Genomic DNA, 15,026 nt, shown 5'->3' with positions numbered 1-15,026 from the left:
TGTTCCTTTCCCATCCTTTTGTAAGCCATGTCAAAAAATACTTTTAAGTTTTGAGATGAGACGATCCGATATAATGTGAACTTCCATTGACATGACCATTCCGGTTGTGACTGCTAAGATAAAACTTCCGGGGATCTTATGCAACTCAAAACCAGCAAGCAGGAGAACTGCAGCAACTATTATTGCAAGGTTCATTACTATTGAAAGAGGACCGACCAGCGGATGATGTGAAAGACCCCTGTGCTTGAAAACAACTTTGTATGGCCACCATATGATCCTCAGCCTCCCCCATCTTTTGTAGGGCGTGCTGTTTATATCAAGGTCAGGACTGAGAAAGAATGTTGCAAACAAATAGGCTGCTGAAAAGACCAGTATAGTGTAACTATCCAGGTACAGATTTACAATATTTGTTTCTTTCCACAAGTAGATGACTGATAATACCAGTATCAGCACAATTGTATTGATAGTATCGTGGGTTTTTCCTTCCGGCATTTTGTTCATCCCTTATGATTAACGAACCTTTATGAATAAAGGGTATTTGAATCTTTGTAACCCGATGAAGGCCTCTGCAGATATTCCATATCCATGTGAATTTTAGTGTGTGCCTGAATATCAGGAACACATACATATTCCGCAGAGGATACAAATATGGGTCTAATTTCAAAAACACTATAATCAGTGCTTTTTTTCAGCATGTTCATAACTATTATTTCAATGTCCGGATGTACAGAAACTTCAGACTCCAACGTTGCAAGTGGAAGCTACACCCTGGAAGGGAATGAGATAACCATCTCACCTGGTCTGATGACGCTGGCATATTGTGGTCCGGATTCTGGCCAGCAAGTACCTTGCATATCGGTAATGTACAGGCAACCTCAATAGAGGATAACAAGCTTGTGCTCTACCTGATTGAGAGTGATGACAGGATGATACTAACAACAGGTTGTTGAAGTATTCATCTGCACAATCAAAAAAGAAATGATTAAATAAAGTAACAACTTCACCATACTGTGAAAGTGTACTAAAGAGGTTGTTATTTGTTATCAGAAAAGCTATCCATTTTACTTGTTTTTGCACTCTATCTGCTCCTTATGCTGGGCATTGGTGCTATTTTTTATAGGAAGACCGTCAACCTTTCAGACTATATACTTGGTGGAAGAAAGCTTAACAGCTGGGTAACAGCCCTCAGTTCACAGGCTTCAGATATGAGTGGGTGGCTGTTGCTTGGACTTCCGGGATATGCCTATATTGCGGGAATGGAATCCATATGGATCGCTGTTGGTCTGGCTGTTGGGACCTATCTTAACTGGAAGTTCATAGCAAAGCGTCTGCGCAAATATACACAAATAGCTGGAGATGCCATAACCCTTCCTGTTTTCCTTGAGAACCGTTTCAGGGACGATACAAAGTCGCTTAGGCTCATATCCGCTTTGCTTATCCTAATATTCTTTCTATTCTATACATCATCCGGTCTGGTTGCAGGCGGGAAGCTCTTCAGCACAGTATTTGATGTATCCTACCTGACAGCACTGACCATAGGCACCCTGGTTATAATAGCCTATATCTTCCTGGGTGGTTTTATGGCTGTATGCTGGACAGACTTCTTCCAGGGCATGCTCATGATCATCGCCATTACACTGGTACCCATTATTGGTATGAGAGAAGTGGGTGGATACAGTTCGACCGTTGATATCATCAGATCAATTGATCCTCAACTCCTGGACCCATTCAGCTCTTCAGGCGGTGAGATGATCTCTTTGATAGCAATCGTTTCCCTGCTTGCATGGGGACTGGGATATTTCGGTCAGCCCCACATACTTGTGAGATTCATGGCTATCAGGCATTCAGGACAGGTCAAAAAAGCCAGAGCCATTGCCATGGTCTGGGTCATAGTCTCTCTTGCCTTTGCAGTCTTTGCAGGAATGGTAGGCATAGCTATGTTCCCCGGATTACTGGAAGGCGCAACAAGTGAGACCGTGTTCATGGTAATGATAAACAAGCTCTTCCATCCTTTTATCGCAGGTATTTTGCTTGCAGCGATCCTTGCAGCTATAATGAGCACAGCAGACTCACAGTTACTGGTTTCAGCATCTGCGTTCACAGAGGATATATATAAACTGCTCTTCAAAAAGAATGCCAGCGAAAAGGAACTTGTATGGATGGGAAGATTTGCCGTGGTCATGGTATCGATTATAGCATATTACTTTGCACTTGATCCTGAAAGTTCTGTTCTTGAGCTTGTAGCTTACGCATGGGCAGGATTTGGAGCTGCTTTCGGACCTACTATAATATTCTCTCTTTACTGGAAGAGAATGACACGGAATGCGGCATTTGGTGGCCTTATCTCCGGTGGCCTTATGGTGATCATATGGAAACAATTAAATGGCGGTATATTCGACCTTTATGAGATAGTACCGGGTTTTGTGCTTTCATGCATCGTCATCTTTGTCATAAGCATGCTTGAAAAGGCACCTTCAACCGATATCACAGAAGAGTTTGACAGAGTAAGAGTTGCAGACATCTGAACCAAAAAGAATTAAATATTGTGAGGCCTTGCGGCTTCACTACTTTTCTACATTATTGGCAGATAACCTTGAGTAGAATTATTTTTAATTTGAGGATGTGTATCAATATAATGAACACATAGATACTCATAGGATCCGAAAATATGAAACCAATGTCAAGAAACTTATATTAACTTCCTTTCCTGAGCATTAAGGAAGTCTGTATTGAATATCAATGAATTGACATTTCCAGCACTTCCTCCTTAAATTTAAACCAAAGCTAAATACATAATATCATCATCATCATTCTCATTATACATACAACTATAGATATATTTAAATAGTTGAAAAATCTACTACGAATTGCAGTCACAAAGACAGATTGTCCGGACAGACTGCATGACCATTCGGTGGTACGATATGGACCTGATTGAAAATAACTGAAGCTAAAAACGGATCAAAAAAGTGAACGTTAACAGACCTGTTCCACATTACTCCCACAACCACACACATATCAGGTTTGTTACGTTCAGGCTTTAGTCTTTTATTATTTTATTATTTTAGTCTTTTATCATTAATGCAAAATTGATCATACAGAGTAGGAGCAAAAGGGAAACAGCTCCTTCGGTTTTCAGAGCAACGACCCCAGTACCACAAATATCATCAGGCTTGATGTGAGATTTGCAATAATTGCAGCTTCAAGACCTTTTTTCCAGTAAAGCCATCCAAAAGCTATCCCTGCCAGTGCATTAAACAGCAGGATTGCAATCATTTGCACCTGTTCCATACTTGCAGACAAGGATGAAGAAAGGTATCCCAGGCCATAGATAAAGCTGACTATCAAAATAGCCATCCATACACCTGCTGAGGTGGGAAGACCCTGCGAAGTCCTTTTTATTTTCCACGAGATCCAGACCAGGAGAGTCATAAGGAAGAATCGCAGAACAACCTCCTCTACAAAACCTGTATAGAATGAATACAAAAAGCGCTCCCAGAGGGGAGGAGTCATCAAATGTACTGTCAGGGGTTCGGAAAATATTGAAAATACAAAGCGGTCCAGGATAAAAATGATGAAACTTACCAGGATACCAAGGAAAACAGACAACTTTAACACTGAACCATAGTTTGCCGGCAAATTCCTTGTTCTGAAAAGAGAATCCAGCACCGGCGTTCCCAGTCCGGTTCTTTTACCAAGGTAGAGTCCTGTGAAGATAGAAACTAAAAAAAGTACTGTCGCCTGGGCAAACTGAGTTGCAAGGACCGTGGGCAGCGATACCCCCAGGTCATATATGGCATCACCTGTAATAGTGATGGAATATGGCAGAGCAGCAAGCAGTGAGAATTCAGCTACTATGAACAGCAGCCAGTAAACATTCCAGTCAACAAGATCCCTGAACCTCATTGATCATTTCCTTTCCCGGTATGAAGATGAGCTGATAAAAAATGTCACATGGCATCCTTAGATGCCTTTGTGAAATAATCTATCGCCTGTGCCAGTTCTTCATGATCTTTGGCATAATCATCAACATCCACACCCTTCAGATAGGCATCACATGCCTGAACCAGAGCCATCGCACCTCTGCGGGTGCCTCCGGGATGGGCATGGACTCCGGATCCCATGGTGGTTATGAAATCAACATTTCCCATCAGATCTATGAAAGGCTTGAGTTTTACTGGATTCAGTCCGCCGGAAACCATGGGACAGCATTTTTTCATTCCCCTCCAGCTGTCATCCTTCAGGATAACATGGTGAGCGATGTCCTCATTCACAAGACCGATGGCGTCCTTATCACTTTCAGGTATCTTGGTCCAGCTCTGCCTGAAGAAATGACCTTCACTGCTCAGGTACTGGATACCATGGGCTGCAACAACATCATCTTCAGGTTTTCCTTTCATCTTACCCACACCTGCAGTTCCCGTGTGTATACCTGAAGCTCCTGCCAGCCTTGCAAATTTGGACAGGACAAGTACCGAGAACCCGATAGGGTTCTCCGGCCTGGTATAAGCCCCGTGGGCTGCCCTGTGGAAGTGGATGAATACATTGGGATATCTTCTCCTGAGCGTCTGCACAGCCATCCAGCCTGCAGTGATGCCATCGATCAAAAACGCATAGCTTCCGGGCTCGAAACCGGCGTTGACTATCATCTCACACCTCTGGATCATGGTGTCAAAATCAGCAGCTGAGACATTGAAAGAATGAACTTTTCTATGTCCCGTCTCAAGGACGGCCTTGTCCATGGCTTCCTTGACATGCATGACCATCTTCTCATACGGGCAGAAATCCTGGTTGGCCTGTGGCTCGTCATTCTTGACAAAATCACCGCCTCCTGCCCAGAAATCATAGCATACCTCAGCATACTCTGCAGAAGTGAGCCCCATTTTCGGTTTAACGATAGTTCCGAGGATAGGACGATCATAGACATTGAGATATTTTCTCATGTCATCCACAGTGTAGCCCGGACCGTCATATTGTTCCAGCATTGAGGGCGGGAACCACACATCAAGCAATTTCAGGGCAGCAATTTCCTTCATTCCAAGGATGTTACCAACAATATAGGTGAGTATGTTCTGGACATTTCCACCTCTGTCAAAAAGCCTCCAAGGATATGCTATCCATACCAGCTCCCGTTCCAGATCGAGCTGGTAGACCAGTGCATTCATGGTCTTGGAAAAAGGAGTCTCGGTATTGACCTTGAAATTCGTACCTGTGGACGATTCAGCAGCAACCTCCGCAGCAGCCTGTAAAACGTTGAATTTCCCACCCGGCACCAGGTGGAAGACACTGAGAAGGTATTCACCGTTTGTAGGCTCCGGCAATTCCATGTTCACATATGCCTGCTGTTTGGGGTTGAGCGATTTTACCAGATCTTCAAGAATCGAACTCATATAAATAAGAACAGTGCGCAATCTATTTTAGTTTTTGTACCGGAAAGCCTGGAAGCACCGGCGATCTGATATTTACACATTAAAGTGGCATATGATCAAAGTGTTATCAAATGATGAAAAATAATGAAAAATAATGAAAAATGATGGAAAATGATGGAAAATGGTTGAAAAATGGTGGAAGAATGGTGGAAGAATGGTGGAAGAATCGCGGAATTAACGGGATAAAACTATAAACAAATAAAGAACAATCATTAATGAACAACTAAAACCGGGGTGTGGAATTTGTCTCAGGAGAATTTGAACAATAGGTTATACTATCTGATAATAGCCATGACCATTGTCATTGTGTTGATGGCAGCGGCCTTATATGCAGGTTCGCAGGTATCATCAGACAATACAAAAAGAACAATACATATGAGTGGACATGCTGAAATAAAAGTTGTCCCTGATACGGCAACACTGGATATAGGAGTGGTAGTGGAGTCGGCAACTGCAAATGAAGCCGTAGCTGAGAATGCAGACATTATGAGTGCTGTAATAGAGGAACTCAAAGGAATCGGCCTGGAGGAAAGGAACATCCGGACATCACATGTCTCTGTGTATCCGGTCTACAATTATGAGAAGGAGCGTACCATCGAAGGATATTCTGCCTCGAACAATGTCCAGGTCACAACCACAATGCTTGACAGGCTGGGCGATATCATTGACAGGTCCGCTGCAGCAGGTGCCAACCAGATTGGAAGTATTGCCTTTTCGGTATCCACTGATATGCAAAAAGAGATGCGGGAAGACCTGGTAGATGAGGCGGTGGAAGATGCGGCATCAAAAGCAGGGATGCTTGCAGAAAACCTGGGTGTCAGGATAAGCGGTGTGCAAACATCCTCTTTGAGTGACAGTGGAGGATACAGAGTACAATATGAAATGCCGCAGGCAGCCATGGACGAAGCCGTTCCAACCCCAATACAACCAGGGGAATCCACAGTATCGATGTCTGTCCAGGTGACATATCTTATCGAATAAGATGATATTAATGAACATTATGATTAGGAGACATAACTGTCATTGAGATCAATATAGATCACAACTGCCAGAAAGATGAACTATGGAAAACTAGTATAGCATCTTTCTGCAGGCTTTTTTTGTCAGTGTTTTTTTGCCGGTATTGATTGACTCAACTTCAAGGTCCTTTTTTCAGACCGGATATCCCGGATGGAAATAACCATAGCGACAACTATATAAATTATTCAGTAGCAAAAAAATTAGTTGATCTCAAATAAAGATGGTGGAATGAAAAAAATATTATTGCTTTTTAATGGTAATCCGGAGCATACGGCTATTGCAGAAAGGCTCAGAAACCTCGGTTATCCGGTATACGGACAATCCCTGAGTAAATATAATCCAGGCACTCCTTTTCAAAACGAGAAAATAGATATTGTTCTGATACATTCAGACTCTGCACAGATCTGCCGGATAAAAGAAAACATGTACCTGTCGGATAACGGAAAGGTTCCGATAATTCTGATATCATCACAGTTAAATGACCGGGATATTCAATCTCTTGCAGAATCCCGGGTCTCAGATTGTCTTATAGAGCCTTTTTCGGACGAACAATTGCGCACTACAATAGAATTATCCTGCATACGCTTAAATGATCATCTGAAAAATAAACCGGGAACCGATGAAAAAAGCAAGGATTATGCCCAACGTTACCAGACAATAACTGAGATGTCAGTAGACGGGTTCTGGTTCATAGATATGGAAGGCAGGATACTTGATGTAAATGGCAAGTATTGCAAAATGACAGGCTATTCATATGCAGAACTGTTAGAAAAGAACGTATGCGACCTGGAAGCAGATATGAACCCTGCACAGGTCATATACCATATTGACAGGACTAAGAAAGTGGGAAAAGATCTTTTTGAAACCCATCACAGGACAAAAGATGGAAGGACACTGGACATTGAGGTCAGTGCAATCTATTCAGACCACGGGACTCCGGGCATTTTTTGCTTTCTGAGGGATGTAAGTGAGCGAAAGAAACTGGAGCAGGCACTTCAGGAAAGTGAGAGGAGTAAATCGGTCCTGCTTTCAAACCTGCCTGGAATGGCTTACAGATGTGACTATGACCGCGAGTGGACAATGCGGTTTGTGTCAGAAGGCTGCCGCACATTGACCGGATATGAACCTGAAGATCTTCTTGATAATCAAAAATTGTCCTTTAATGAACTGATAGAATCTGAATATAGAGACTACCTGTGGAAAAAATGGGAGCAAAACCTATTGAAAAAAGCTACATTCCGGGACGAGTATACGATAAGCACTGCTACAGGAGAGGTAAAATGGGTATGGGAGCAGGGTAAGGGTATTTATGATGCTGCAGGAAATGTAGAAGCAATCGAAGGTTTCATTACCGATATAACCCGGCGTAAAATTATAGAAGAAAAACTCAGGGAAAGTGAAGAACGTTATCGAAGTCTTTTTGAGAACAATCATTCCGTAATGCTGATAATCGATCCTGAAACCGGAGCTATAGTGGATGCAAATACCGCAGCTGTCCAATATTATGGATGGTCATATGAAACATTGTTGCAGAAGAAGATAATGGAGATAAACACCCTGCCAGCTGCAGAAATAAAGCAGGAGATGGAACGTGCAAGGACCGAACATCGCGATCATTTCTTTTTCAGGCATCTTCTGGCCGATGGCTCGGTCAGGGATGTGGAGGTTTTCAGCGGACCGATCCTGATCGAAGGTAGTACTTTACTGTATTCTATTATACATGACATTACAGATCGCAAACTTGCAGAAAAAGCCCTCAAGGAAAGTGAGGAACTTTTCAGGACCACTCTTTACAGCATCGGCGACGGAGTAATCACTACAGACACTGCCGGATATCTGAGGCAGATGAACAATGTTGCTGAACAACTTACCGGATGGAAAGAAAACGAAGCTAAGGGTGAAACACTTGAAGATGTATTCAGGATTATAAATGAAGATACAAGAAAGCCGGTTGAGATCCCGGTTCGCAGGGTATTGCGAGAGGGACAGATAGTCGGGCTTGCAAATCACACATTGCTTATATCCAGGCAGGGAAAGGAAATACCTATAGCAGATAGTGGTTCGCCTATCCTTGACCCGGATGGTATGATAACAGGTGTTGTGCTTGTATTCAGGGATCAGAGCGAGGAAAGGGCTGCTCAGGAAGCGCTGGCTGCAAGCGAGGCACGTTTCCGTCTTCTTGTAGAGAATGCGCCTGAAGCCATCTTTGTGCAGACTGACTGGAAATTTGCATACCTCAATCCTGCAGCTTTAAATCTTTTAGGAGCAGAAACGCCGGAACAGTTGCTGGGTCATCCTGTTATGGATAGCTTCCATTCTGATTCACAGAATATGGTTAAAGAACGGATACATCATCTCAATGATAAAAAACAAAGTGTTCCGCAGGCAGAGGAGACATGTCTGCGCCTTGACGGCAGCTCCTTTATTGCTGAAGTATCAGCTGTGCCCATAGATTATGAAGGTTGTGAAGGAGCTCTTGTATTCTTCCGCGATATTACCGAAAGAAAGCAGGCCGAGGAAGAGATACTCAAAGCTAAGCTGGCATCTGATAATGCAAATCGAAGCAAGAATGAATTCCTGGCAAACACAAGCCATGAGCTAAGGACACCCCTGAGCTCTATTATCGGTTTTTCAGACCTGCTTCTGGAAGGGGTTATGGGACAGCTTGATGAAGGACAGGAAAAATACGTCAGTACAATAAATCAGAGCGGGCATTTACTTCTCAACCTTATTAACAATATACTTGATATCGCACAGATGGAACTGGGGGAGATGCAACTTAACTGTACAAGCTTTGATCTGGAAAATGCTATAAATGATGTCTGTTCCATGATGACCATACAGTCTAAAAGAAAAAATATAACGATGCTCATTGATATCTCTTTGCAGCAAACTGAAATCGTTGCTGATGCCATGAAGATAAAAGAGATACTCTATAACCTTATAGACAATGCCCTTAAATTCACTCCGGATGGTGGAAAAGTAACAATTAACACTATCCAGCGTAACGATGGTAATGTAGGGATATCCATCAGTGATACAGGTATAGGAATTCCTGAAAAAGATCTGGAAAGGATATTTGACCCTTTCTATCAGGTAGATGGTTCAACAACACGTAAATTCAAAGGCACCGGTCTCGGGCTTGCCATCATAAGAAAATTCGTGAAAATGCATGGCGGAAACCTATGGGTCAGAAGTGAAGTTGGTAAAGGGAGTACTTTCTTTTTTACGATCCCGGTTTCAAGTGTTTCTGAAAAGTTTCGATGCTAACCGGAAGAATAATTCTATACTTTTTAACTTTTTTATTTAAAAGTGATTTAGGACCTTCATTACTAAATATAATAGATTATAAGAACTTTATCACAATATAAGTTTGTAATAGATATCTATTTAAAATAAAAAGCAATAAAAACAATTATCATTCATTAAGAATCAGTTTTAAATACTTAAACTGCTATTAAATGCAAAATACCAAGTATTTGACTGAATAAACTAGTATGGTCTAATTTTAATTATTCAACTTACTAGCTCCTATGATACTTGTCTAATCACGCAAGGAGTAGATATGAGAAAAGAGCAATATGATTTCCCTCTGGATGATTTCATCACTGAGGAGGACTTTGGAAGAATTAAGGAGTTCTCTAAGGACAAAGAGACTCCTTTTTTGATCGTAGATCTGGCTAAAGTCGAAAAAATGTACGATGCACTGGTTAAGAACATGCCTTTTGTAAAGATATATTATGCAATTAAGGCGAACCCTCTTGATGAAGTGATATTGACCTTAAAGAACAAAGGATCTAATTTCGATGCTGCCACTACATATGAAATAGACCAGCTTCTCAGACTGGGAGTCCCTCCGGAGAGAATAAGCTATGGCAACACCATCAAAAAAGAGAAGGACATTGCATATGCATACGAAAAAGGTGTCCGTCTCTTTGTCACGGACTCGGAGAGCGACCTGATGAAAATAGCACGCCGCGCTCCGGGCTCCAGGGTGTTCTTCCGCCTGCTCACAGAAAGTGATGGTGCGGACTGGCCTCTTTCCCGAAAATTCGGAGCTCACCCGGACATAACCTACGAGATGATACTTCAGGCACATAAACTTGGTCTGGAACCCTATGGTCTTTCTTTCCATGTCGGTTCCCAGCAACGTGATATCGGACAGTGGGACAATGCTCTTTCAAAGTGCAAGTATCTTTTTGAAGCCGTAGCGCTCCAGGGAATAAAACTGAAGATGATAAATCTCGGAGGAGGGTTCCCTGCAAAGTACCTTTCACCTGCAAATGAACTTGAGACATATGCCCATGAGATCCTCCGTTTCATACAGGAGGACTTTGGTGAGGAACATCCGGAGATTATCATAGAACCGGGACGCTCACTTACTGCGGACGCGGGGATCATTGTGACTGAAGTAATAATGATCTCCAAGAAAGCAAAACTCAATCAGTATAAATGGGTATACCTGGATATCGGCAAATTCGGAGGGCTCATAGAGACCCTTGATGAATGCATAAAGTACCCTATATACTCCGAAAAGGAAGGATATGAGGAAGAAGTGATACTTGCAGGGCCAACATGTGACAGTATGGACATTCTGTATGAAGACCATAAATACGTATTCCCCAATACCCTCAATGAAGGCGAACGCCTCTACATTTTCACCACCGGAGCCTACACGCAGAGTTACAGTTCTGTTGCCTTCAACGGTTTTCCGCCTCTGAAGGCATATGTAATTTAAAAAGCAACGCAGGGAAAAAGTGCTTCCTGTGCTTTTTCCCTTTTTAAAGTTACTCAGGCAGTGAGCCAGTCACTGTAGACATATTCTGCATCGGCATTTGAACCCCATGACCATATAGCCACACGATATCCCTCACCTGCAGGAACGCAAAGATCTGAGACGGAATATGCCAGAGACCGGTCAACAGGCAGATCTGTCCTTGTATCTATCTTCAGCTCATCCCATACCATCATTTCAGTTGTTGTTTCCAGAGTTGCATAGATCACAATATCTTCGGTAAGCTCAGAACCCACATTCATCACTTCAATATCCATATCCACACAAGTTGCATATCTGCTGTTTTTTGCATTTCCGGTGAAACCGATCCTCAGTTGAGGATAGCCTTTTGTGATTGGCACTACGATTGCCTCAGCATTGATGTATTCATCAGGAACAACACCTACAGACCAGCCGGAATCGGTTGTTTCAAGGTAATAGTACCTGTTACCTGAATGTTCATAGTAGCTGCCAGGCAGACCTGCGTCCCCTTTAACTCCTATTGCCATGTGTCCCGGCAGTTCTATGAGCGCGACACCATAATCCATATCATAAAGAAGTGCACCCAGAAGGATAGACGAATCCTCACAATCCCCTCCTCCGTGATATAGTGTCTCAAAAGGGAAACGAGGATATTCATCATATCCTGAGGAAGCACTATCACTGACATAAGGCAATGACTGCACAAAGGTCATGGCGATGTAGGGTATCTCATCTCTGCTGTAACCTGCCTTAATGGCAAGTTCTTCTATCTGTTTTGTTACCTGAGAGATAAGTTCGTCGTCGTAGGGGTCATTAACGAAATGACTGAAATCCCTGTAGCGGCTTCTTTCAGAATACGCATCATATGCTTTAATACTATATTCATATGCAATGGTGAATTCCGTGTTATCATATATCCACCTGTAGGTTCTGAAAATCGTATTCTCATCGACACGGACCTCATTCTCCCGGATCTTACCCTGATATATCCCGGTTTCCAGCCATATCTGCGGCCTTATTGTACATGTTATCTGAACTACGAAATTGTTTTCAAGTATCTTATCCACCCGAAGGTCATAGATCACTTTCAGGCCCTTTGTATCCTTTACTTTGTAAGTATGACCGGCAAGCATAGTAGCTGTTGCATACTCATTGCCATCTTTTCTGAAAGATATCCATATCTGCTTCTCTTTGTTATCTATATCCAGGACCTTTAAGGAATAGCCATTTTCAAGTTCAAGAATACCTGTCCTTTTAAGTGAAACCGTTTCTGTGTATGTATCGATTCCAGGTGATGTTCGGTCCGGATCAGCAGCTCCTTTTTCAGGGGCATCATCATTTCCAGTGTCATCTGAAACAGTGTTTGCTATATTGTCGTTAAGTAGAGCCTCTTCATGAAAATATGGTCCATCGTCCCCTATGCACCCGAATGAAAAGGTAACAAGAAAAAGCACAAGCAAAAATGCCAGGGAACTGCACTGTTTTCGAGGATCCATTAATCTATTATTATGCTTTTCTGGAATATCTATTAGCCGGTGGATAGCAATACTCTGTAATGGAACAAAAGAAGGCCAGCATAAGAAGGAAGGAAACATATCCGCAGGCTCTATCTGGGTGCAACTTCCAGGGTCCTGGCTTTTATATTGATGAGGCTTTTTGGGATTTAAAGAAAAGTTACCACGGATTCTGTAGAAAGCCTGATTCCGTTATTATATTGGACTGGAAAAGGATTTACGGGAAATAAGTATTAAAATTAGTATTAAAATAAATATTAAAATTATTATTAAAATATTTATCAAAATCAGTAAAGAACGCTGAGGGGGAGATTCGAACTCCCGCAGCGCGTTAGCACTACCGGTTTTCAAGACCGGCGCCGTAGTCCACTTGGCTACCTCAGCATGTCGGATGGTTCTTTAATAGCAACTTCGGATATAAGGGTTTTGATTCAAGACCGGTATTGACGATGTGTATTGGGGTCTGGCCCGGGGCAAAGTGACCTATCAGGTCTGTTGGTGACCCTGAAGTGAAGGAAAGGAGAGAGGAAGTTCATTCCTCTGGTGTTTCAGCTTCTTCTGTTGCTGCAGGAGCCTCTGATGTTTCTGCTGCGTCTGCCTCCTCGGTCGGTGGGACGTATGGGTGGGTTTCGACATATTCCAGTTTAGGGATATCGAGCTTGTTGATGAGCTCATTTGCAATGGTCATCTTTGAGACCAGCCATCTCTGGTTGAATCCAAGCTCTATCGGGGTGTAGATCCTTATCATGTCATCAGTTACTTCAACCTCTATCTCAGGCATGCCCGTGTAGAGTGAGAGCAGACCCTGTGCCTTAGCGACCTTGTCCTCGATCTTCTCAACAATGGTATACTCATACTCGACTTCCTGGCCTGCAAGTGCATGGTTCAGATCAACACGCACCCTGCGGCCTATGATCTGTGAAATTACACCACGTCTGCCGTTAAATTCAACAGGCATTCCAGGATATGGTTTCTGGCCCTTGAACTGGTCAGCCAGCTTTGTAACGGAAACAGTCTCCACAAGGGCAGGGTTGTGTGCACCGAATGCCTTCTCAGGAGGGATTGTGATAGAACCGGAATAGCCTGCCTCCTTGCCAATGAAATCCTCATCCAGGCCTGCAATGGTGTGGCCTGAGCCAACGATCACGACATCTCCGCCGTAAACACCGCGCGGGTTGTAAATACCATTATCCTTTGCAAGCTGCTCATCGGTGGTGTCAAAGATCTGTCCTTCATTGAACTTTCCGGTATATGTTATCTTTATGAAATCGCCTTTCTCAATTGCCAAATCGATCAACTCATTATTAGTTATGATTATAATCGGATCCTACGGGCAAGGATCCATGAATGGAATTACCTGCACGCTATACTCATATGCCTTTAAGAATCTTTTGCCAGAACATCCGGAAAAAGCGGGAAAAAAACGAGGATGTTACTGACACGGACACAATACAGCCAGAAATAACGTTATCCCTGCCAGTATTCCTACCGGAAATAGAACATGAGGCCTGTCACAAGCCAGTCACAGACGATCAGAAGGTATTATCAACAACTATCCCCTGGACAAAATCCCTGTCATCACCATCAAGTAGTGTTATGGAAGAACCGGATTCAAGTATCTTATCAAAACCAAAGAACATATTATCAAAAGAAACCCTGGTATCATGCCAGTCAACCCTTCTGCTATGGCTGTAAACTCCCTTGCCCGCACGGTACTTGTAAGGATCCCGCACCCGTCCTATGGCCACCTGTCCTTCAGACATTACAGGCAGTACGATAAGATCATAGACCCTTATATCGTAGACAAAGCGCACCACATCCGCAGCCCAGCTTTCCAGCAGATCTGCCGGGGGATTGCTGAGCATTGTCTGTATTGCCTTCTTTATCTGTTCCATTCTCTCAAACTCATCGAACTTATGCATCGTAGCATCGAACTGCTTTACTTCGTCATCAAGCTTCTGAAGCTTAGAGTTAAGCCGTTTCATCTTCTTTACAACCTCAGGCCTGTCTGCAGAATAATCCACATCCTTGATGGCTTCCTCAAACTCTTTCCTGAACTTCCGGTCAAAATCCCTGTACTTATCCCCGAAATGAAGATACCTTTTATAATGATGTGACTGCTCTTTCATTTCCAGTAACTCGTTTCTGAACAAGTCCATTATGTGCAGGTCAAGGTCAAAAGAGATAAGGCCTCTCTCAAGACATGCCTTCTCCTGCAAACCGCAATAACCCGTACGTACTACCCAGACATTGTTCCTGTGTTCAATTACCATTTTCTCACCATAACGGATGATAGTTAGATATATC

The 15,026-nt window shown here is 42.9% G+C and carries 13 protein-coding genes and 1 tRNA gene; 6 read left to right on the top strand and 8 right to left on the bottom strand.

Annotation, left to right across the window (positions count from 1 at the left end; translation table 11 throughout):
- Positions 1 to 30: 30 nt before the first annotated feature.
- Together V7O64_RS00765 and V7O64_RS00760 are read right to left on the bottom strand one after the other, a co-directional pair.
- The gene (locus V7O64_RS00765; protein WP_407356128.1) at positions 31 to 492 is read right to left on the bottom strand and encodes a metal-binding protein; all 462 of its coding nucleotides are present in this window, start codon (positions 490 to 492) and stop codon (positions 31 to 33) included.
- A gap of 29 nt (positions 493 to 521) precedes the next feature.
- Positions 522 to 701, bottom strand: coding sequence for a hypothetical protein (locus V7O64_RS00760; protein ID WP_407356127.1), 180 nt, complete (start codon positions 699 to 701; stop codon positions 522 to 524).
- A gap of 13 nt (positions 702 to 714) precedes the next feature.
- Between V7O64_RS00760 and V7O64_RS00755 the strand changes: the two genes are divergently transcribed.
- A complete protein-coding gene (locus tag V7O64_RS00755; RefSeq protein ID WP_407356126.1) occupies positions 715 to 882 on the top strand; it encodes a hypothetical protein in 168 nt (55 codons plus the stop codon).
- A 155-nt stretch (positions 883 to 1,037) separates the two neighbouring features.
- A complete protein-coding gene (putP, locus tag V7O64_RS00750) occupies positions 1,038 to 2,525 on the top strand; it encodes a sodium/proline symporter PutP (RefSeq protein WP_407356125.1) in 1,488 nt (495 codons plus the stop codon).
- Between the two features lie 610 nt (positions 2,526 to 3,135).
- Here putP and V7O64_RS00745 read toward each other — a convergent pair.
- Positions 3,136 to 3,906, bottom strand: a complete 771-nt coding sequence (locus tag V7O64_RS00745) for a type II CAAX prenyl endopeptidase Rce1 family protein (protein ID WP_407356124.1) — start codon at positions 3,904 to 3,906, stop codon at positions 3,136 to 3,138.
- A gap of 44 nt (positions 3,907 to 3,950) precedes the next feature.
- Complete coding sequence (locus tag V7O64_RS00740; RefSeq protein WP_407356123.1) at positions 3,951 to 5,390, bottom strand: ribulose-bisphosphate carboxylase; 1,440 nt, start codon at positions 5,388 to 5,390, stop codon at positions 3,951 to 3,953.
- A gap of 282 nt (positions 5,391 to 5,672) precedes the next feature.
- Between V7O64_RS00740 and V7O64_RS00735 the strand changes: the two genes are divergently transcribed.
- The 3 genes from V7O64_RS00735 (at position 5,673) to V7O64_RS00725 (ending at position 11,187) form a co-directional block, all read left to right on the top strand.
- Positions 5,673 to 6,410, top strand: coding sequence for an SIMPL domain-containing protein (locus V7O64_RS00735; RefSeq protein WP_407356122.1), 738 nt, complete (start codon positions 5,673 to 5,675; stop codon positions 6,408 to 6,410).
- A gap of 267 nt (positions 6,411 to 6,677) precedes the next feature.
- Positions 6,678 to 9,719 carry a PAS domain S-box protein gene (locus V7O64_RS00730; protein ID WP_407356121.1) on the top strand — a complete coding sequence of 1,014 codons (3,042 nt, stop codon included), beginning with the start codon at positions 6,678 to 6,680 and terminating at the stop codon, positions 9,717 to 9,719.
- A gap of 295 nt (positions 9,720 to 10,014) precedes the next feature.
- Entirely contained in the window at positions 10,015 to 11,187 is a 1,173-nt protein-coding gene (locus tag V7O64_RS00725; protein ID WP_407356120.1) for a type III PLP-dependent enzyme, read from the top strand.
- A 53-nt stretch (positions 11,188 to 11,240) separates the two neighbouring features.
- Here the strand turns inward: V7O64_RS00725 and V7O64_RS00720 are convergent, their stop codons facing one another.
- A complete protein-coding gene (locus V7O64_RS00720; RefSeq protein ID WP_407356119.1) occupies positions 11,241 to 12,701 on the bottom strand; it encodes a hypothetical protein in 1,461 nt (486 codons plus the stop codon).
- A 59-nt stretch (positions 12,702 to 12,760) separates the two neighbouring features.
- On the opposite strand from V7O64_RS00720, the gene V7O64_RS00715 reads away from it, so the two are divergent.
- Positions 12,761 to 12,949, top strand: coding sequence for a hypothetical protein (locus tag V7O64_RS00715; RefSeq protein WP_407356118.1), 189 nt, complete (start codon positions 12,761 to 12,763; stop codon positions 12,947 to 12,949).
- 68 nt (positions 12,950 to 13,017) lie between these two features.
- On the opposite strand, the gene V7O64_RS00710 is transcribed toward V7O64_RS00715, so the two are convergent.
- The 3 genes from V7O64_RS00710 to V7O64_RS00700 all read right to left on the bottom strand — a co-directional run bounded on the left by V7O64_RS00710 (position 13,018) and on the right by V7O64_RS00700 (position 14,992).
- Positions 13,018 to 13,103: transfer RNA gene (locus tag V7O64_RS00710), tRNA-Ser, on the bottom strand.
- Between the two features lie 148 nt (positions 13,104 to 13,251).
- Positions 13,252 to 14,007 (bottom strand): peptidylprolyl isomerase, encoded by a 756-nt coding sequence (locus V7O64_RS00705; protein ID WP_407356117.1) that lies wholly within the window; start codon positions 14,005 to 14,007, stop codon positions 13,252 to 13,254.
- A gap of 244 nt (positions 14,008 to 14,251) precedes the next feature.
- Positions 14,252 to 14,992, bottom strand: a complete 741-nt coding sequence (locus V7O64_RS00700) for a hypothetical protein (protein ID WP_407356116.1) — start codon at positions 14,990 to 14,992, stop codon at positions 14,252 to 14,254.
- Positions 14,993 to 15,026: the final 34 nt, after the last annotated feature.

The organism is Methanolobus sp. WCC5 (assembly GCF_045690325.1).
Taxonomy (GTDB): Archaea; Halobacteriota; Methanosarcinia; order Methanosarcinales; family Methanosarcinaceae; genus Methanolobus.
The sequence above is the reverse complement of the archived record's forward strand: the minus strand, read 5'-3'. Positions and strand labels throughout refer to the sequence as shown.